Here is a 19,234-nt window from a genome sequence, read left to right as displayed (position 1 = left end):
TTATATCAATTTATATGTGAGTAACCGGGTGTTTTTTACTGATGAACCAGATAACGAGCATATTACAGCAATGTATCAGGGCCAGCGTCAGCATGATACGCGCTGTCATGGCGGTGATGCTCTCCAGCAGCGCCGTCCAGCTGGTAATGGTGTCCCAGGTGCTGATCATCAGCGCGGCATATCCCAGGTTGAGCAGGTAATAACCGGTGAGCAGGATGCGGTTGATGGCGTCTGTGAGGCTTACATTGTTGTGCAGCAACCCCAGTATGAATACCCGCCCGTTGCGGTAGAAGAGAAAACCCACCCGTACGGTGATCAGGTAAGTGAGGCAGAGATAAATGATGTAGGCCAGCGTGTTCATGGTAATATCGCTTTGCTGATACAAAGATATCTGTAATTTCGGAAATTTCAAATAAAAATGAAAGATATTTTCTCGCTTGCATGAATCATAACCTGTCAGGGAACCTGAAAGCAATAAAACTACAGGCAGGAGGGATTTTGCAGGTGATGACGTTCGACGGAATACGGCAGCCGTAAAAACGGCGGGCGCTAACCGGCTCCCTACATAAGCCGTTAAACGCTATCTTTGGTTATATGCAATCATACACCATTCACCGCCGGCCCGGAGAGGAGCCGCTGGCGGAGTGCAGGGCTATCAACAATCAAACATCCTGGGAACGGAGACCGATGTACACGCTGATCAGTGTGCCGGAGGGCGTTTACCAGTGTACGACAGACCTTTCCGCATATACATTTGAAGGCCCTGCATTGCTTTTTTTTACGCCATTCCAGCAATACGCACTGCAATCCGAAGCGCCTTTCGAAGGCCGGCAATTATATTTCCACAGCGACTTTTACTGTATCGAAAAACACCGGCACGAGGTAGCCTGCAACGGCGTCCTGTTCAATAACGTGTATGCGCCACCGTTCGTGCTGCTCGATCCGGAGAACGCGGCGGCGGCGGACAATTACCTGCGTTTGCTCCGGGAGGACATGCAGCGTGCGCAGGACGTGGCGCGGAACGATATGGTGATCGCCCACCTGAAAATCCTGCTGATCATCGCCACGCGCCTCAAGCTCAAACAGACGGGCGAAGCAGGCGAGGGGCTGCCGGGAAAAGCCGCCCCGCAATTGCAGCAGCTCCACCACCTGATCGAGTCCAACTTCTCGCGGTGGCACAAGCCGGCGGATTATGCGGAGGCGCTCCACCTCTCCGTCAAAGCCCTTTCCCGCCTCACCGGCAAATACCTGTTCAAAACGCCGTCGGCCCTCATCGCCGAGCGCATCGTGCAGGAAGCGAAGCGGGCATTGCATTTCTCGCATCTCAGCGTGAAGGAAATCGCCGTCAACACCGGTTTTTCGGACCCTTTTTATTTCAGCCGCCTGTTTAAAAAACACACGGGCGTATCGCCCAAAGAGTTCCGGGAGCAGGTGGGCGTGGTCATTCTGGCGTAGCGATATTTGTCCGGGTATTGGCGAAGTTTATCCATTCTCCCGCAGCGGCGGGGCGGGTAAATTTGTTCCATGAAAATGTTACAGGCCATCAGCCGGCTGGACAAAGCCGGCGTAAAATTTCTCCGTATGGCGATTGCCGTTATCCTCATCTGGATAGGCGCGCTGAAGGCGGCGCCTTATGAAGCGGAAGGCATCGCGCATTTTGTATCCAACAGTCCGTTCATGCGCTTCTTTTACCATCACCCGGACGAATACAAACAACACAGGAACAAAGAAGGCGAGCTGGTGCCAGAAAACCGTGCCTGGCACAAAACGAACAATACCTACGGGTACGCGTACGGCCTGGGCGCCCTGCTGACGGGCATGGGCCTCCTGCTGCTGCTCAATGGCGTGAATCCCTTGCTGGGCGTGGCTGGCGGGGTGCTGACGTTTATCATGGCTATCGGCACTTTGTCGTTCCTGGTCACCACGCCCGAAACATGGGTGCCGGCCCTCGGCGATGCGCAGCATGGTTTTCCGTACCTCTCCGGGCCGGGGCGAATGGTGCTGAAAGACCTGGTGATGATGGGCGGCGCCGTGGTGGTGGCCGCGGATTCGGCGAGGCAATACCTGCAAAAAAAATAGTCGCATCACCACGTACCGAAAGGGCTCCGGAAACGGGGCCTTTTTTATTTTTGAATGGTTAATGATATGTCATCGTTTTGGCCAATACAAAAAAAAATTCTAGCTTTTCCGCATCATCTTCGCTACTATCGGTTTGAAACGAACCCTGTTAACCGAATTTTATGAACGAGCAGTATCACCTGTTTATCCCGTAAGCATGACGGGGCCTGTTTTGTAAAGAACACGCCCGGGGAGGTAATAGCATTAAATTAACATTCCAGTAACGAAACGTACAACTGTATGAATGAGCAGCATGTCAGGGAAGTGCTTGATCAGGCTCCGATGGGAGCTTTTCTGGGCAATTTGGACGGCAATTGTCTTTATGTCAACAAAGAATGGGAACGGATGTCGGGCAACAGTTATGACGACTCCATAGGCTGGGGCTGGTTCAACATGCTGGTGGAAGAAGATCAGGCCGCCGTGAAGGACGTCATGGAAAAATGCCTCCGGCCTCCTTTCATCGTGCCGGATCAACGTTTCCGGATCAAACATCCGAAGATAGGGATCCGTTACATGCTGGTGAAAGCACGCGTGACGATGGACGACGCCGGGCAACCGGAGCATGTCATCGGGTATATACAGGACATTACGGAAGAACGGCAGAACACGATGCAGCTGCAGGCATTGGCGCTTAGCCTCGAGCGCCTGAACCACCTGCTCGACGAAAGCCAGGGCATCAGTAAAACCGGCGGTTGGGAATACAACGTGGTGACCGGGGAAGTATACTGGACGCCGCAGACGTACCTGATCATGGTCAACGAAACCCCATCCGGCTTCACGCCCACCTACGATCATTTGGTTACCTTTTGCGAGCCCGCCTATGCCGCCATCCTGGCTGGCTGCGCGGAAAGAGCCATCAGCCGGGCGGAGCCTTACGATTGTGAAATACGGCACGTGCAGGGAAAATGGCTCCGCGTGATCGGTGTGCCCGTGGTGAAAGACGATAAAGTGGTGAAGCTCCGCGGCGCGGTGATGGATATTACCGACCGGAAGGAATATGAACTGATGCTGAAGGAAACGGAAGAAGCATTCACCCTCAACAAACAATTGCTTGATATCAGCCAGGAGCTCAATAAGACCGGCGGCTGGGAATTTAATCCCAATACCGGTGAAGTATTCTGGACCAAACAGACATATGCCATTTTCGGCGTCCCGGAAGACCAGACGCCCACCTTCGACCTGAGCATGCTGATGCTCAGCGATGCCGACCAGTTGCGGGTGGCTTCCATACTCGAAGAATCGGCCCGCGAAAAAACCGAGTTCGTGGTGGAGCTGTTCACCACCAACGTGCTCAACGAACGAAAGTGGGTACAGGTGATCGGTGTGCCGTTCGAGAAGGAAAATGGCGACGTGGTGCTGAGGGGCGCCATCATGGACATTACGGAGAAAAAAGAAAACGAGCTCACGTTGATCCGGGCGAAGGAAAAGGCGGAGGAAGCGTCGCACGCGAAATCCGAATTCCTGTCGGTGATGAGCCACGAGATCAGAACGCCGCTCAACGGCATCATCGGCACAACTTCATTGCTCCAGCTCGATCATACGCCGCAGCAGGAAGAATATATCCGCAACCTCGCCTTTTCCGCCAATCACCTCCTTGAGCTGATCAACGACATTCTCGACCTGCACAAGGCCGAAAGCGGCAACATGAAACTGGAAACCACCACCGTGTTTTTATCAGAGCTGGTGCGCGACATCGTCAACCAGTTCAGGCCGGTGGCCGCGGCGAGGAACATCCGCCTCGTGAGCGAGATAGACCCCGGCGTACCCCTGATCGTGCTGGGCGACGCGTTGCGGCTGAGCCAGGTGTTGAACAACCTCGTGAGCAATGCCATCACCTATACCAACGAAGGAGAGGTGGTCATTTCCCTGCGGCCGGTATCGGCCGGGAAGGAAACGGCCGTGATCCATTTTTCGGTCAAAGATACCGGCATCGGCATCCCCCGCGAGCTGCACGAAACGGTGTTCGAGAGTTTCAGGCAGGTGCAGCCGGCCTCCACGCGGAAACATTCCGGCACCGGCCTCGGCCTGGCCATTACCAAACGGCTGGTGGGGCTGCACAACAGTGAGATTTTCCTGAAAAGTACACCGGGTGAAGGCTCGGAGTTTTATTTCGACATCACCTTCAACCTGCCGGTACAGAAAAGACTGCCTGTGCCGGGCAAGGATGCAACCCTGGCCGGATATGAAAAAAAATTCGCCGGCCTGAAGATGCTCTTCGTGGAAGATAACTACATCAACGTGGTGGTGGCGAAGGGGCAGCTGGAATATTTCGGTATTCAGCCGGACTGTGCGCAGAACGCCCATGAGGCCATGGCGCTGCTCCGGCAAAACCATTACGATGTTGCGCTGCTCGACCTTCATATGCCCGAAATAGACGGGTATACGCTGGCCGAAACGATCATGGCGCAGTACCCCGATACCCATATCATTATTTTTACGGCCGACATCATGAGCGATGTGCGGGTGCGGCTGGCTAAAATGAACATTCATGACGTACTGAACAAACCCTTCATGCCGCGGGAGATGCTGGACATCCTGCTGAAGGTCGCCCGCGAGGGGGCATTTAAACCGGCCGGGTAAAGGGCAGGAAATTTTTTCCGGGGGAATAACGGTTGAAGGGGGGCAGTTGCTCTTATTATATACAAAACCATTATCAACCAAAATCCCCGGAAAATGCCTAAACTTCTACGTATCCTGCTGCTCTGCAGCCTTATACCGATTGTTTCCAACGCCCAGAAAGCCCCCAAAAGGGAATTGCGCGGCGCGTGGGTCGCTTCCTACTTCGGCATCGACTGGCCGAACAAAACGCAGACGCCGGCGCAGCAAAGGGCGGCCTTCATCGCCCTGGCCGATCACCATAAAGCAACCGGCATCAATGTGTTGTATGTACAGATGCGCAGCCAGTGCGACGCCCTGTACCCCAGCAGCATCGAGCCCTGGAGCAACGACCTTACCGGCACGCAGGGCGTTCCGCCTTCCACGCCCTGGGACCCGATGGCTTTTGCCATCGAGGAATGCCATAAACGGGGCATGGAGTTCCATGCCTGGCTGAACCCTTACCGCGCTGTGGGCAACACCAATAACCTGCCCAACTTCGCCGCCAGCCACGTCGCCAAACAGCACCCTGAATGGCTGCTGACCCAGGGCACCCTGCAGGTGCTCGACCCGGGACTGCCGCAGGTGCGCGACCATATCATGAGCGTGGTGGAAGACATCGTGAAACGGTATGATGTGGACGGCATTCACTTCGACGATTATTTTTACCCGCCCTCGGCACCGGCCGGCACCACGCCGTATAACGACGATGCCACCTTTGCCGCTTATCCCCGCGGGTTTACGGTGAAGGCCGACTGGCGGAGGGATAATGTCAACCTGCTCATTCAGCGGGTGTACGACAGTGTGCGCACCATCAAACCCTGGGTGAAGTTCGGGGTATCGCCTTCCGGCATTTACCGCAACAGCACCGACCCCAACATCGGCACGCCCACTACCGGCCTTCAGCACTACAGCGTGCTGTTTGCCGACACGCGCCGCTGGCTGCAGGAAGGCTGGGTGGATTACATCATGCCGCAGGTGTACTGGTGGATAGGCCAGCCCGGCGCCAACTATGCGGCCATCGTACCCTGGTGGAACAACCAGGCCGCCGGAAGGCACATCTACATCGGCATGGCCGGTTACAAGGTGTTCGACGATGCGAACGACAACTGGAAAAAAGATTCCACCCAGATACCGCGGCAGGTAAGGATGAACCGCGACAGCCTGTACCCGAACATCTACGGGCAGTCGATTTACAACACCACCAGCCTGCGCAACAACAAGAACCGCTTCCGCGATTCGCTGCGCCTCGTGTTTTATAACAAACCGGCGCTGCAGCCCGCCATGCCCTGGCGCGACAACGTGGCGCCTTCAGCCCCCGTGTCGCTGAATGCCGCTCAGGGAACGGATTCCGTACTCCTGAGCTGGACGAACACGGCCGGTACCGATGAAATGAACCGCGCCCGCCAGTTCGTGATTTACCGCTCCACCTCACCCTACATCGACACCACCACCGCGGATAACATCCTCGCCATCACCACCGGCAGCGAAACCTCCTTCACCGATAAAAACATCGTTGCCAATACGACCTATTACTATGCTGTAACGGCCCTCGACCGTTACCACAACGAAAGCGGCCTCACCAACCTGAGCGCCAACCTGGCCCCGGATATTATTTGTCCGGGTGCCCAGGAGCTGAACGGGAACGCGGATTGCACCGCCAGCCTGCCGGACTACCGCCAGCTCGCCCTGGTGAACGACACCACGGGCATCACGATTACCCAGCTGCCGGCGCCGGGGGCCCTGGTAGCGCATAACGACCTGGTGCGCCTCATCGCCACCAACCTGGGTGGCCGGTCAGACACCTGCACCTTCGCCGTTCACCTGCGCGATACCGTGCCGCCGCAGATCGCCGGCCTGGGCACCAGCCCGTCGCTCATCGCCATCCCGAACAACAAGATGGTGCCTGTAACCGTGAACTACACGGTGAGCGATTGCAGCCCCGTTACGAGCGTGATCACCGTTACCAGCAACGAACCGGTATACGGCGCGCCTGATTGGGAGGTGGTGGATGGCCATACGGTGAAACTGAGAGCGCAGCGTTTGCCGCTGGGTAACGGCCGCGTCTACACGATCACGGTGACCGGCACAGACAGTGCCGGGCATGTGAGCACGGCCAGCACCAACGTACTGGTTCCGGGCAGCAAACCATGGACGCACAGCGACGGCCTCACCGTCACCGCGCTGCCCAACCCGACGTTCACACAGTTCGCCCTGCTGATGAGAAGTACCGACGCGCTGCCGATCAGCATCAACGTGTACGGCAGCAACGGCCAGCTGGTGGAAAGCCGCAGCGGCATTACGCCGAACAGCACCCTGTATATCGGCAACGGGTATGAGGGCGGCATCTATTACATCGAGATCATCCAGGGCACCAAACGTCAGATACTCAGGGTGATCAAAATAAAACACTGATCATTCATTCATCCGCTCACACATAGAACGGGCCGCCTGTGAAAGCAGGCGGCCTTGTTTTTATTACCGGATTAACAATGTATCTTCCGTAACATATGGCAGCAGTCCGTTTTACCAGGCGCGAAATATGGGTGGCCATACTGGCCGCCATCACCGGCTTTTCGGCATACACCGCGATATTCGCTTACCGCAAGGCTTTTAACGTGGCGCCTTTCAGCGGCCATACGCTGCTGGGAGCCGATTATAAAGTAGTGCTGGTGGTGACCCAGATACTCGGTTACATGGCGAGCAAATTCTACGGCATCCGCTTCATCGCCGCTTTGCCGCGCGTGCGCCGTCACTGGCTGATCTTTATGCTGGTGGGCATCGCCTGGATGGCCTGGCTGCTGTTTGCCCTGCTGCCGCCGCCGTATAATTTCTGGTGCCTGCTGCTCAACGGTTTTCCGCTGGGGCTGATCTGGGGCATCGTGTTTTCTTACGTGGAAGGGCGGCGCACCACCGATCTCATCAGCGCCGCGCTGGCCGTGAGTTTCATTTTCGCGTCCGGGCTCGCCAAAACAACGGCGCAATGGGTGATGAACGCCTGGCAGGTGAGCGAATACTGGATGCCCTTCACCGTGGGCGCCATTTTCGCCCCCGCGCTGATTTTGTTCGTGCTGCTGCTGGAAAAGATCCCGCCGCCGGATGCGGAAGACAGGCTGCAGCGGATGGAACGGCAGCCGATGTCGGAAGAAGACCGGAAAGCCCTGCTGCGGGGCTTTCTCCCGGGTATCGTGATGCTCACGGTGATTTATATCCTGGTGACGGTTTTACGCGAGGTACGCGACAGTTTTATGGCCGACATGTGGCGCGCGTCCGGGGAAACCTTCATGCCCGGCGTATTCGCCAAAACGGAAACTTCCATCTCGCTGATCATACTCGTGCTGATTGCCGTGATGATCTGGCTGCGGGATAATTTTAAAGCCTTCATGCTGGCGCACTGGATGATGCTGGCCGGTTTCTGCATGGCCCTGCTGACCACGTTGCTGTTCCGCCAGCACCAGCTGCCGATGTACAACTGGATGCTGCTGGTAGGGCTGGGGCTGTACATGGTGTACATCCCGTTCAACAGCATCCTGTTCGACCGCTTCATTGCCGCTTTCCGTTTTTCCGGCAACGCCGGTTTCCTGATTTACATCGCGGACGCCTATGGCTATCTCGGCAGCATTGCCGTGATGGTGGGAGCGGGGCTGATGGCGGAGAAAGTGAACTGGCTGGCGTTTTATATGCAGCTGGTGATGATCGCCGGGGTGGTGGGCATTGTAGGAACGGTGGCGGCGATGGTATATTTCAGGCGGAAGAAATTACAACAACGCGATTAACGCCAACGTCAGCAGTGCGGGCAGCGCCTGTACGAAAAATATTCTCCGGCTGGCGGTGGCCGCGCCATAGATACCCGCAATCGCTACGCATGCCAGGAAAAAAATCGCCACATTCCCCGCCCATTCCGGTTGACGGATGAATAAACTCCAGATGAGGCCCGCGGCGAGGAAACCGTTGTACAGCCCCTGGTTGCCCGCCAGTACTTTGGTGGGCCCGAATAATTCCTTCGGAATCTGCGTGAAGACCTTCGGCGCACGGGTGGTCCAGGCAAACATTTCCAGCCATAAGATGTAACAATGCAGCAGGGCGATGAGGCCGACGAAGATCATGATGACAGGTGTCATGGAGTGATTTTTTCCGAATATAGGGGCTTTTTTTCAGAACGGCTGCCGTGCCGCAAAAAGTTTGTCTTGTTCAAAAGCGGACATAGGCTGGTTGTAAACGGACAAACAGGTGTCTTCCCGGATCGGTTATTTTATTGAAAATTAATCACTTGTATTTTTGACCTGTTTTTTGCGGTATGCCGTTGCATTAAAATCCGCCAAATGTTCTACAACCATCTCAAAATCGCCTTCCGTTCCCTCTGGAGGAAAAAGTCTTTTACCTTCCTCAACATGCTGGGGCTGGCCATCGGTATCGCCGCCGGCCTGCTGATTTTTGTGGTGATCCGGCATGAATTGAGTTACGACGACTATCATACGAAGAAAGACCGTATTTACCGGGTTACGACTACTTATCTCACCCGCGGCAACGGGCAGGTGGAGGAGCGGAAGGCGGCCGTGCCGCCTGCGTTTCCGGACGCGCTGCGCCGCGACTATCCGCAACTGGAGGCAGCCGGTGTGATGTTGCCGACCGGCAAGGGCCAGATTTATGTGCCGCAGGGCAATGGGTCTGAAAAGCGGTTTATGGAAACCCGTGGCATGATGTGGTCGGAGCCGGAAGTTTTCAGGATCCTGGATTTCCGCTGGCTGCAGGGCAACGCGAACGACCTCGCCTTGCCGAACCAGGTTGTGCTGGATAAAAGTACGGCGATCGCTTATTTCGGGAGCCCGGAGAACGCCATGGGGAAAACTATCGAGCTCTTTTCGTTCCGCATTCCGCTGAAAGTGACCGGGGTATTCGACGACTTACCCGGTAATACCGACTATCCCATACGCATTGCTGCTTCTTACATGACGCTGCGCCATGCCGTCGGCATCCAGCCCGGGGGGAGAGAGGTATGGGACGGTGTGAACAGCGGGCTCAACTGCCTTGTAGCGCTCGGTAAAAACCAGGACGCCGCGGCATTCGAGCGGCAGTTAAAGGGTTTTGTAAAACGCTACTATAAAGAAGACGAGCGGAAAACCAGCAATGTGTCTGTGCTGGGGTTGCAGCCGCTGGCGGACATCCACCTCAACGATGATTTCGGCCTGGTGTTCACGTCACGGCTGGAGAAAAGGGTGTTGTGGTCGATGGCCCTGATCGGTTGTTTTCTGATACTGGTGGCCTGCATCAATTTCATCAATTTATCGACCGCCCAGTCGTCCGGCCGCGCCCGTGAAATCGGTGTGCGCAAGGTGTTGGGCAGCAACCGTGGTCAGTTGCGGATGCAGTTCATGTACGAAACCGCGGTGGTCACCTTTTTATCCCTGTGCCTTGCTTTGCTGCTCGCTGCGCTCTGTTGCCCCTGGCTGGCGCGGCTGACCGGCAGGGAGCTGGTATTTTTCCATCCGTCCTTAATGCTCTTCTTACTGCTCACCGGTTTGGCCGTCACTTTCCTGGCGGGTTTTTATCCCGCGGTGGTGGTTTCGGGATTTAATCCGCTGGCCGCGCTCAAAAACAGGATCACGGTCCGCTCCACTGCCGGCATTTCGCTGCGGCGGGCCCTGGTCGTATTCCAGTTCGTGATCGCCCAGCTGCTCGTGATCTGTACATTGGTGGTGCTGCAGCAGATGAAATTTTTCCGCGAAAAACCGATGGGCTTTGAAAAAGAATCCGCCGTGCTGATCAACCTGCCGAGCGACAGCGCACTGGCGTTGCGGTATGGCCATCTTAAAACCAGGCTGGGCGCGATACATGGGGTGGAGGCCACGAGCTTGTGCCTCGACGGCCCGTCCAGCGGCGGGATGTGGACGAGCAACTTCGCCTTCGACAACCGGCCGGAAAACGAATCATTTGTGGTGACCCGGCAGTATGCCGATACCGGGTATTACAATACCTTCCGCATCGGGCTGGTGGCGGGCCGCAAACATCTGCAGACGGATACGCTGTATGAACTGGTCGTAAATGAAACGCTGGTAAAAAAACTGGGGCTCGCCGCACCGGCTGACGCACTCGGCCGCGAGATCCGGTACGAGAATGGGGAGCATGGCCGGATTGTAGGGGTGGTCAGGGATTACAGCAACCAGTCGCTCCGCGACGAAACGGCCCCGCTCACGATTTCCACCCGCCGGCGCTCCTATGAGCACATCGCGCTGCGCATGAAGCCCGCTGAAATGAAATCCGCGCTGGCGCAGGTGGAAAAGGTGTTCGCCGAAGTATATCCCACGTACATGTACGATCTCACCTACATGGATAAACGCATCGAGAATTATTATACTTCCGAAGCGCTGACGAGCCAGCTGTTCAGGATATTCGCGGCGCTGGCCATCTTTATTTCCTGCCTCGGCCTGTATGGCCTGGTATCGTTCATGGCTTTGCAGAAAACAAAAGAAGTGGGCATCCGCAAGGTGCTAGGCGCTTCCGTGCAAAGCATCGTGTTGCTCTTTTCCCGAGAGTTCACCATCCTGATCGCGGTGGCGTTCGTGATCGCCGCACCGCTGGCGTACTTCTTCATGAACCGCTGGCTCGACGGGTTCCGGTTCCACATACAGATCGGGTGGATGGTGTTTGTGCTGGCCATCGTGTTTTCTGTGGTCATCGGCTGGGTCACCGTGGGTTATAAGGCTTTGCAGGCCGCGCTGGTAAACCCGGTAAAGAGCCTGAAAGCAGATTGATAAAATACGAAAGCCTCCATTGACGGAGGCTTTCGTGTTACGACGATATGACAATTACAGGTATAGGGTATTATTTTTTTGCCAGCTTAAAGAATTTCGACTTCGCGCTGCTTTTCGGCAGCAGGGGTTTGATAGCTTCCGCTGCTTCGATGGAGCGGTCGGCTTCGATGAGGCTGGCGCCTTTTTCGATAATGGACCGGTACGCTTTTGTACGCTCCGCCGCATCCGGCAGTTTGTCGTAAGTGGGCGCCGTGGAAATCATGCACATCACGCCGCGTTTGTTCAGGTTTTCGTAAAGCGGTTTCAGCTCGGGTTTGTTATCCGGCCCTACATAAGCCATGATGTGGCTCCAGGGGATTTTCTCCGCTTCATATTCTTCCAGGGCCTTCTGCGTTTTGACGAACGCCTCGAACACGATTTCCCTGTTCCGCTCGTGGTACCATTTCGCTTCTTTGGCGGAATGCACGGTCACCATCACATGTCCTTCGGCTTTGTTGCGCCGGATGATGTCGGCCGTCATCTGGAAGGGCACGTCTTTTTTATCGAGGATGAGCACGGTTTTGCCTTTCGCCCAGCGGATCATTTCTTCGAGCGTGGGGATGCGGTATTCGGTGACGTTGCCGTCGATATCCTTCAGCTTCAGTTGTTTCAGTTCGGCCAGGGTGTAGTCGCCTACTTTACCTTTGCCGGTGGTGGTACGGTCGAGCGTGGCGTCGTGCATGAGCACGATGACGCTGTCTTTCGTCAGGCGCGGGTCGATCTCGAAAGTGGCATGGGTGTGGCGGAGCGTGTTGTCGAGCGCCTCGATGCTGTTTTCCGGGAACCCTTTGTTGATGCCGCCGCGGTGGCCGCTGATGAAGGGAATGTCTTTGCCGGTGTAATGGAAAAACTCCCTTAGCGCGGCGGCGTTTTTAATGTCGAGCACGTGCAGGGGGCCGGACTGTGCGCCGGCGGTCAGGAAGCTGCAAATGGCCAGGCTGGCGGCCAGTATCTTTTTATGCATCATCAGAATTTTGAGTTCAGGTGTTCCAAGGTAAATGCGCCGTCTGCCGCGAGGGTGAACATGGTGATGGACGCATTGTCCTGCACCAGCATGCGGTAATTACGCAGGGGCATGCCCAGCTTGTAGGCCAGGTACAACCGGTTGACGCCGTTGTGGGCTGCCACCAGGATGTTGCCGGACGTATGTTTGCGGCGGAGCTCGTTAAAGAAGTCGTCTACGCGGGTCACGATTTCCATGCCGGTTTCACCGGTGCCGCCGGCGCGGTGCGATGCGGGGTCGGCCATCCAGTTATGCCAGAGCGAAGGGTCTTCGGCGATGAATTCTTCTTTTGTTTTTTGTTCCCATTCCCCGAAATCCGCCTCGATGAGCCGGTTGTCTTTTTTCACGTGTACGCCCGTAGCGATGTTGGCCGTCATGAAAGCCCGCTCTAACGGGGAGGAGTACACGCCATCGAAGGTGATGTGCCGCAGCTGCGCTTTCACGGCTTCGGCCTGCTGGATGCCCCTGGCGGTCAGCGATATGTCTGACCGGCCGCAGTAGCGGTTGTTGTCTGCGTTCCAGGCCGTCTGGCCGTGGCGGAGTAAAAATATATTAAGCATATGTCTGTTCCGGGATATATCCTTTTTCTGTGAGTTGCTGTTTGAACCGGTGGTACGTGGCGGTATACAGGTCGGTAATACCGGCCTGCGGCCGCACGATCCTTTCGGTATGCGCCATGGCTGCCGCGGCTTCCATCACGGAGCGGTAGCGGGTTTTAGAGGCCGCCAGTATGGCCGCCCCGGCTGCGCCGCTCACCTGCTGCATTTTATACAGCGGCAGATTGAGCACGTTGCTGCGGATGTGCAGCCATACGTTGCTGTTGCTGGCTCCGCCGGCGGTGTATACGGCCTTCACTTTTTCGCCCGATAACTTTTCGATCATCTCGTACGCCAGTTTTTCAATATAGGCCACACCTTCCATGGCGGCGGTGAAATGTTCTTCGTCGCTGAGGCCGGGAGTGGCGAAACCTTCCGCCTGCGGCGCCACGAACGGGAAACGTTCGCCGCGCTGCAGGAGCGGGTATACCAGGTACGGAGTAGGGCAAAGTTGCGCCGCGGCTTCATTGAGCGCATCGATGCGGCCGGCGAACAGTTTGGTGACCCAGTCGGCTCCCGTATTGCTGGCGCCGCCGGGCATCCAGTATCCTTCGGGATGGCGGTGGCTGTACAGCCGGTCTTCCGGGTCTTTCACGGCAGCCAGGGTAACGCCCTTCACAACGAGGGTGGTGCCGATGGTGGTGTTCCAGTCGCCCGGGTTCACCGCGCCGGAGGCTACCTGCGAGGCGCAGCCGTCCGTCATGCCGGCTACCACCATTACATTATCCGGCAGCCCTTTGATGCGGGCGGTAACGGGGCCCAGCGGCGTACCGGAGGGCACCGCCTCCTGGAGCCACTCCCTGCGGAGCGGCAATTTTTCCCAAATATATTCCGGCCAGCGTTGCCCTTCAACATCGTAACCGGATTTTAACACATTGGTAAAGTCACTGCGGTCGAACCGCCCGCAAAGTTTGCCGGTGATGTAATCGGCGGCATGGATGAACTTGTACAGCTGCTCCGTTTTGTGGGGGTACTGTTCGATGAACCAGAGCATTTTCGGGAGGCCGCTGCTGGTGTTGAAACCCGTATAGCCGTCCGGGTGATGCGCCAGCGCCAGTTGCCGGCAGCGGGCGCCCTGTTCGGCCTGCCTGCCGTCGCTGTACATGATCGCGTTGTGCAGCGGCAGCCCGTTGCGGCCCAGGGGAATGATGGTGCCGGAGGTGGAGGTAACGGCGATGGCTTTGACGTTATATCCGGTTGGCAATTGTTCGAGGCAGCGCAGGCAGGCCGCCCACCAGTGCTCGGGATCCTGTTCCTCGCGGTGCAGCGGGAACTGTTCTTCGAATGCCGCCACCGGCCGGCCCGTTTCGTCGGCCAGGAGCACGCGCGCGCCCTGTGTGCCTACATCTATGCCTATAAAATAATCCATATCAATTCATGTTCCTGAAATGGTTCCTTGTTTTTTCCCATTCCGCGTACAGTGTTGCATAATGCGCTTCGTCCTGCGGGTATACCGTTTCCGTGCGCCCTTCCATTTCCACGTCCAGCTGCAGCGCTTCATTGCAGAGCAGCGCGCCGCCTACGGCCGACGATTGCTGGAACTCATGCCGCATCTGCACTTTTTTACCGGTGAGGTTGGCGATGAGCTGGCGCAGCACCCTGCTCTGCAAACCGCCGCCGCAGCCCCAGATGTAGTCGGGCTCGTGGCCGGCCACTTCCGCGAGGATGCGGTAGTTGCGGACAATGGAACAGGCAATGTCGAGAATGGTGGCCCATACGAAGGAACCGCGGGTAAGCAGGTGGCTGACCGGGGTGGGGAAGATGAAACCGCCGCGGGTGAGCGACACTTCTTCATCCGCCAGCAGCGAACCGAGGGAGGCCATGCAGAAAGTGTGCGTATTGGCCGCCAGTTCCTGCTCGATTACATCGTAACCTTCGTTCGGGTAAAAAATTTCTTTCAGCCGCTGGTAGTTCAGGCCCGTAACGCCGGCGTTGGCTTCGAACACAAAACGGCCGTTCTCGATGTCGCGGCTCGTCCAGGTCCTTTCGTCTTCATCGAGTGTATATGTTCCCGTTAGTTTCACGATGGGTGTGGTGGTGCCCGATACGATCACCATATCGTCCACCGCCGGCCGGGTGCTTTTGATGGCCAGCTGCGTATCGCCGCCGCCCACCACGATCTGTACGGTTTTATCCAGTTGCAGCGCGTCCGCTACTTCCGGGAGTATGTTACCCAGGATGGATGCAGAGGCGGCGATAGGCGGGAGCAGGGATTCGCTCAGCCCGAACACCTGGCAGAGCTCGGGGCTCCATTGCTGCCGCGCCACGTCGTAGAGCAGCGTTTCGGAAGCCTGCGAATGCTCGTACCGGCTGACGCCGCCGAGCTGGTATTCTATCCAGTTGCTGATGCTGAGGAAGGAGGCGGTTTGCGCCCAGACGTCCGGCCGCCGCTCCCGGATGCCCACCAGTTTCATGGCGGAAAACAGGGAGGTGGGGTAGCGGCCCGTGAGTTGGTACACCCGGCTTTTATCGGCCATGATGTGCTCCCATTCCCGGCCGCGGTGGTCGATGTTGGGGAGGCCGATCAGCGGCTGCCCGGAAGCCGACAGGAGCACGATGCCTTCGCGCTGGCTGGTGGCGGTGATGGCTTTGACTATCTTCTCTTTGGGGATCACCTGTGCGGCGAGGCGCAATACCTGCTGCCAGAGCTGTTGCGGGTCGAAGTACAGTGCATCGGGATACAGTTCGTCGTTGACATACACGATGTCTTCCCGCGCCACGCCGAGCACTTCGCCTTTTTGTGTGGCGGCGGCCACGCGCACGTTCCCCGTGCCGATATCTACAATAATATATGCGTGATCGTTAGCCATTGACGTGAATTGAGCGTATTTCTTTATTGGCAAGCTCCGCGATGGATTTATTGCCGTTGCCGAACCACTGATGCAGCGCCCTGTTGAGGATTTCCACGTGGTGGTCTTCCACTTCGAAGGTGGCGCCGGCAATGTGCGGGGTAGCGATCACGTGCGGCATATCGATGATGCGGTAGTCGAGCGCATCGGGCGGCTCGTTGTCGAACACATCGAGTATGGCGCCGCGGATGGCGTTTTTTTCCAGCACATCCAGCAGGGCTTCCCGTTTCACAACGGCCGCCCTGGCGGTATTTACAAAAATGGCGTCTTTTTTCATCTTTGTCAACAAACTCGCGTTGATCATGCCTTTGGTTTCCGCGGTCACCGGCAGGTGAATGGACACGATATCGCTCGTAGCGAACAGTTCTTCGATGCCCAGCTGGCGGTAAGCCGGGTCGTGTTCCTTCACATAGGGATCAAAGAACTGGATGTTGCAGGGATAATCCCGCACCATCCGGGCGATGAGCTGGCCGATGGCGCCGAAGCCCACCATGCCGATGGTTTTGCCCGCCAGTTCGTTGCCTTTGAAGTGCAGGTACGAATCGTGCGCCCCTTCCTGCCACTGCCGGCCTTTCAGCCAGTTGATGCCGGGGATGGTGTTGCGCAGCAGCATGATCACGTTGGAGATGAACATTTCCGCCACGGCCTGCGCGTTGCGGGCCGGCGTGAAAAATACGGGAATGCCCATTTCGGTGGCCTTCGGTACCGCCACGTTCGACGGTGTGCCGCGGCATACGCCGATGAACTGCAGTTGCGGGTTGGCGGCGATCACCCGTTCGGTGACATGATCGTGTTCCGTGATGAGTGCGTCCGCATTCGTTTCCTCCAGCAGCGCCAGCAGTTCTTCTTCGTTCCAGGCGCGGCCGTTGGGTTTCCACGACCGGTACGCCACATCTCCGAACTGTTGTGCTATCTCTTTCAGGCCCTTATCGTGATACGGGGCTGTGATCAAAATTCTCATGCGTATTGTTCTGTTTTAATCGTATGATGATGAAGCGTTTTAGCATTGTCCGGCAGGGTGATGAAGCGGGCCAGGATGGCGCTGATCACATACAGCACCGCCAGTATCCAGATCACGCCTTCTTCTCCCGCCACGCCGATGAAAAGCCCCACGATGGCGGGCCCCACGAACACCGGCAGGCCGGCGCCCAGGTTGAGGATAGCCATGGCGGCGCCTTTGTCTTTTTGTACGAGCGAGGGCACCAGTGCCGTTAAAGGCACATAGCCTGCAAGGAACGCGCCCCAGAGTACGCCGGCCGTCATTACCATCCAGAAACTGCCTTCCCAGATCTGCGGGGAATAATAGAACAGCAGGGTGGTGGCCGCGCAGCCTGCGCCGCCGAACCACATGATGGTGTTGCGCCAGCCGAGGCGGTCGCCCACGAACCCGAAAATCAGGTTAAAGATGATGTTGGCCGTGAAGATGGTGCCCCAGATCTGGAGCCACTGCGTGGTATCGAAACCATGGCGCGCCATGTACATGGGAAGGAACACCGGGAAGGCGAACTGCGCCGTGGTGTTGATCACGCGCACGATGCCGCCCAGCAATACTTTCGGTTCTTCCCTGACGATGGTAAGCCCCTTGATCAGTTCCTGGGCGCGGTTGCCCGGTGCCGCCGCCGTTTTCTGCGCGCTGTTCCTGTTGAGCACGAGGGCGAAGAAAGCGCCGAGCAATGCCCAGAACAACGAGGTCCATAAAGTATTGAGATGGCCGAATTGAGTGATGGCCCAGCTGGAATAATAAGCGCCAAGCACGTTCAACCCGCCGGTGAATACGAACCAGAACCAGCCCACCGCGCGGCCCAGCTGTTTCTGCGGGCTGCTGTAAGCGATCCAGACGAGGAAAGAATAGGCGAACAGGGGATAGCCGAAACCGCGGAGCGCATAGGTGAGCAGCATCACGGGGAAATTCAGCTCCGGCATGCCGAAGCCCACAAAACCGACCGTACCCAGGCAATAGAGCAACAAACCCGCCGCCATGGTACGCTTGACGCCGAAGCCTTCCGCCAGTACGCCCGAAAACCAGGCGGAAATGGCGATGGTGATGCCGTACACGGTAAAAAGGGTGGCGCTTTGCTGCACGCTCATGCCGTGATCTACCAGGTACGGGCTTAGCCAGCCCTGCTCGATACCATCGCCCATCATGAAGATCATGATGCCGATATACCCCCATAATAATTGTTTAGGAATTCCTGTTTTTTCATAAAACGTTGACATGTGGTATCAGTTGTGTGGTGAAAATGGATCGTGGAAATCTTGTTCCTGCAAAGTAGAAATTAAACTTAATTTAACAAAATTTAAATAAAATAAACCGAGTGAAAGCAAACAAAACAGCCATTCGAACGCCTTTGTAAGCACGGGAATGCCGGTTAACAACGGGTTAAGCCAGACAGGTCGCCCGGGTTTTTTGGTAGAAAAGTGTAATTTTGGTGAAAGGAATTTTAACAAAAAGAAGATCGTCCGTATATGAATATTACCGACAGGCACCAGCTGATCCTCCAGAAACTGCAGGAGAACGGCCGGGTGGATATCCAGGAATTGAGTGAATCATTGCAGGTTTCAGGGGTGACCATCCGGAAAGACCTGAAGCTGCTGGAAGAAAAAAAGCTGTTGTACCGTACCAAGGGCGGCGGTTCCACCCAGAACCCCTATACTATCGAGCGCCCCATCAACGAAAAGGAATTCATCAAGTCGGAGGAAAAGAAAAAGATCGCCAAGGCGGCTTTGAGCCTCATCGGCCAGAACGATTCGATCATTATCGGCTCGGGCACCACGGTGTTTGAGCTGGCCCGTGCGCTGCATCCGGCCAAACATCTCACCGTGATCACGCCGGCGCTGAAAGTGGCGCTGGAATTGTGCAACCGCCCGCATGTAGACGTGCTCCAGATCGGCGGCCTGATCCACCAGAGCTCTTCCGCCGCCGCGGGCTCGTTCGCCGAGCGGCTGCTCGACGATATTTCCTGCGGGGTATTGTTTGTGGGGGTAGACGGCATCGACCCGGAATTCGGGCTGTCCATCACGAACCTCTCCGAAGCGAGCCTCAACATGAAAATGATCGGCCTGTCGCAAACCGTTGTAGTGATGGCCGACAGCTCCAAGTTCGACCGCCGCGGCATCGGCCGCATCTGCAGCCTCGAGCAGGTGGATTATATCATCACCGACAACCTGGTGCCGCACGAAACCGTGCGGATGCTGACGGAGCGCGGGGTGAAGGTGATCATCGCGGAATAAGGAAAAGCATTGTCTCCAAATAACAAGGGGGTTGTATCGAAATGTGATACA

15 protein-coding genes are annotated in these 19,234 nt (G+C 56.6%); 7 read left to right on the top strand and 8 right to left on the bottom strand.

What is annotated here, in order from left to right:
* Positions 1 to 10 precede the first annotated feature (10 nt).
* Complete coding sequence (locus tag EGT74_RS15655) at positions 11 to 385, bottom strand: hypothetical protein (protein ID WP_123847523.1); 375 nt, start codon at positions 383 to 385, stop codon at positions 11 to 13.
* A gap of 209 nt (positions 386 to 594) precedes the next feature.
* On the opposite strand from EGT74_RS15655, the gene EGT74_RS15650 reads away from it, so the two are divergent.
* The 5 genes from EGT74_RS15650 (at position 595) to EGT74_RS15630 (ending at position 8,489) form a co-directional block, all read left to right on the top strand.
* Positions 595 to 1,455 (top strand): helix-turn-helix domain-containing protein, encoded by an 861-nt coding sequence (locus EGT74_RS15650; protein WP_123847522.1) that lies wholly within the window; start codon positions 595 to 597, stop codon positions 1,453 to 1,455.
* Positions 1,456 to 1,524: 69 nt separating this feature from the next.
* On the top strand, positions 1,525 to 2,079 hold the full coding sequence (locus EGT74_RS15645) for a DUF417 family protein (RefSeq protein ID WP_123847521.1): 555 nt from the start codon (positions 1,525 to 1,527) through the stop codon (positions 2,077 to 2,079).
* Positions 2,080 to 2,358: 279 nt separating this feature from the next.
* Positions 2,359 to 4,698 (top strand): ATP-binding protein, encoded by a 2,340-nt coding sequence (locus EGT74_RS15640; protein WP_123847520.1) that lies wholly within the window; start codon positions 2,359 to 2,361, stop codon positions 4,696 to 4,698.
* Between the two features lie 93 nt (positions 4,699 to 4,791).
* On the top strand, positions 4,792 to 7,128 hold the full coding sequence (locus EGT74_RS15635; protein ID WP_123847519.1) for a family 10 glycosylhydrolase: 2,337 nt from the start codon (positions 4,792 to 4,794) through the stop codon (positions 7,126 to 7,128).
* Between the two features lie 95 nt (positions 7,129 to 7,223).
* Positions 7,224 to 8,489, top strand: a complete 1,266-nt coding sequence (locus EGT74_RS15630; RefSeq protein WP_246008227.1) for a DUF5690 family protein — start codon at positions 7,224 to 7,226, stop codon at positions 8,487 to 8,489.
* On the opposite strand, the gene EGT74_RS15625 is transcribed toward EGT74_RS15630, so the two are convergent.
* Positions 8,472 to 8,834, bottom strand: a complete 363-nt coding sequence (locus EGT74_RS15625; RefSeq protein ID WP_123847518.1) for a DUF1304 domain-containing protein — start codon at positions 8,832 to 8,834, stop codon at positions 8,472 to 8,474. The genes EGT74_RS15630 and EGT74_RS15625 overlap by 18 nt on opposite strands.
* A 201-nt stretch (positions 8,835 to 9,035) precedes the next feature.
* Between EGT74_RS15625 and EGT74_RS15620 the strand changes: the two genes are divergently transcribed.
* Positions 9,036 to 11,465 (top strand): ABC transporter permease, encoded by a 2,430-nt coding sequence (locus EGT74_RS15620; RefSeq protein WP_123847517.1) that lies wholly within the window; start codon positions 9,036 to 9,038, stop codon positions 11,463 to 11,465.
* A 70-nt stretch (positions 11,466 to 11,535) separates the two neighbouring features.
* Here EGT74_RS15620 and EGT74_RS15615 read toward each other — a convergent pair whose 3' ends face one another.
* The 6 genes from EGT74_RS15615 to EGT74_RS15590 are packed head-to-tail and all read right to left on the bottom strand — an operon-like array spanning position 11,536 to position 18,169.
* Positions 11,536 to 12,468: a glycerophosphodiester phosphodiesterase family protein gene (locus EGT74_RS15615; RefSeq protein ID WP_123847516.1), complete on the bottom strand. Its 933-nt coding sequence runs from the start codon at positions 12,466 to 12,468 to the stop codon at positions 11,536 to 11,538.
* Between the two features lie 2 nt (positions 12,469 to 12,470).
* Entirely contained in the window at positions 12,471 to 13,067 is a 597-nt protein-coding gene (locus tag EGT74_RS15610) for a histidine phosphatase family protein (protein WP_123847515.1), read from the bottom strand.
* Positions 13,060 to 14,472 (bottom strand): FGGY-family carbohydrate kinase, encoded by a 1,413-nt coding sequence (locus EGT74_RS15605; protein ID WP_123847514.1) that lies wholly within the window; start codon positions 14,470 to 14,472, stop codon positions 13,060 to 13,062. Before EGT74_RS15605 ends, EGT74_RS15610 begins: the two co-directional genes overlap by 8 nt.
* Before the next feature lies 1 nt (position 14,473).
* Positions 14,474 to 15,913, bottom strand: coding sequence for an FGGY-family carbohydrate kinase (locus tag EGT74_RS15600; RefSeq protein WP_123847513.1), 1,440 nt, complete (start codon positions 15,911 to 15,913; stop codon positions 14,474 to 14,476).
* A complete protein-coding gene (locus tag EGT74_RS15595) occupies positions 15,906 to 16,913 on the bottom strand; it encodes an NAD(P)-dependent oxidoreductase (protein ID WP_123847512.1) in 1,008 nt (335 codons plus the stop codon). The genes EGT74_RS15600 and EGT74_RS15595 overlap by 8 nt, the downstream gene beginning before the upstream one ends.
* Positions 16,910 to 18,169: an MFS transporter gene (locus tag EGT74_RS15590; RefSeq protein WP_123847511.1), complete on the bottom strand. Its 1,260-nt coding sequence runs from the start codon at positions 18,167 to 18,169 to the stop codon at positions 16,910 to 16,912. The genes EGT74_RS15595 and EGT74_RS15590 overlap by 4 nt, the downstream gene beginning before the upstream one ends.
* Before the next feature lie 249 nt (positions 18,170 to 18,418).
* On the opposite strand from EGT74_RS15590, the gene EGT74_RS15585 reads away from it, so the two are divergent.
* Positions 18,419 to 19,183: a DeoR/GlpR family DNA-binding transcription regulator gene (locus EGT74_RS15585; RefSeq protein ID WP_123847510.1), complete on the top strand. Its 765-nt coding sequence runs from the start codon at positions 18,419 to 18,421 to the stop codon at positions 19,181 to 19,183.
* Positions 19,184 to 19,234 lie beyond the last annotated feature (51 nt).

Source organism: Chitinophaga lutea (assembly GCF_003813775.1).
Classification (GTDB): Bacteria; Bacteroidota; Bacteroidia; order Chitinophagales; family Chitinophagaceae; genus Chitinophaga; species Chitinophaga lutea.
The sequence above is the reverse complement of the archived record's forward strand: the minus strand, read 5'-3'. Positions and strand labels throughout refer to the sequence as shown.

What these genes read in the sequence shown, in the direction of transcription:
- EGT74_RS15595 (WP_123847512.1), bottom strand. Translation starts at nt 16,913, where the DNA reads ATGAGAATTTTGATCACAGCCCCGTATCACGATAAGGGCCTGAAAGAG.
- EGT74_RS15605 (WP_123847514.1), bottom strand. Translation starts at nt 14,472, where the DNA reads ATGGATTATTTTATAGGCATAGATGTAGGCACACAGGGCGCGCGCGTG.
- EGT74_RS15635 (WP_123847519.1), top strand. Translation starts at nt 4,792, where the DNA reads ATGCCTAAACTTCTACGTATCCTGCTGCTCTGCAGCCTTATACCGATT.
- EGT74_RS15615 (WP_123847516.1), bottom strand. Translation starts at nt 12,468, where the DNA reads ATGCATAAAAAGATACTGGCCGCCAGCCTGGCCATTTGCAGCTTCCTG.
- EGT74_RS15640 (WP_123847520.1), top strand. Translation starts at nt 2,359, where the DNA reads ATGAATGAGCAGCATGTCAGGGAAGTGCTTGATCAGGCTCCGATGGGA.
- EGT74_RS15630 (WP_246008227.1), top strand. Translation starts at nt 7,224, where the DNA reads ATGGCAGCAGTCCGTTTTACCAGGCGCGAAATATGGGTGGCCATACTG.
- EGT74_RS15600 (WP_123847513.1), bottom strand. Translation starts at nt 15,913, where the DNA reads ATGGCTAACGATCACGCATATATTATTGTAGATATCGGCACGGGGAAC.
- EGT74_RS15610 (WP_123847515.1), bottom strand. Translation starts at nt 13,067, where the DNA reads ATGCTTAATATATTTTTACTCCGCCACGGCCAGACGGCCTGGAACGCA.
- EGT74_RS15625 (WP_123847518.1), bottom strand. Translation starts at nt 8,834, where the DNA reads ATGACACCTGTCATCATGATCTTCGTCGGCCTCATCGCCCTGCTGCAT.
- EGT74_RS15645 (WP_123847521.1), top strand. Translation starts at nt 1,525, where the DNA reads ATGAAAATGTTACAGGCCATCAGCCGGCTGGACAAAGCCGGCGTAAAA.
- EGT74_RS15650 (WP_123847522.1), top strand. Translation starts at nt 595, where the DNA reads ATGCAATCATACACCATTCACCGCCGGCCCGGAGAGGAGCCGCTGGCG.
- EGT74_RS15590 (WP_123847511.1), bottom strand. Translation starts at nt 18,169, where the DNA reads ATGTCAACGTTTTATGAAAAAACAGGAATTCCTAAACAATTATTATGG.
- EGT74_RS15585 (WP_123847510.1), top strand. Translation starts at nt 18,419, where the DNA reads ATGAATATTACCGACAGGCACCAGCTGATCCTCCAGAAACTGCAGGAG.
- EGT74_RS15620 (WP_123847517.1), top strand. Translation starts at nt 9,036, where the DNA reads ATGTTCTACAACCATCTCAAAATCGCCTTCCGTTCCCTCTGGAGGAAA.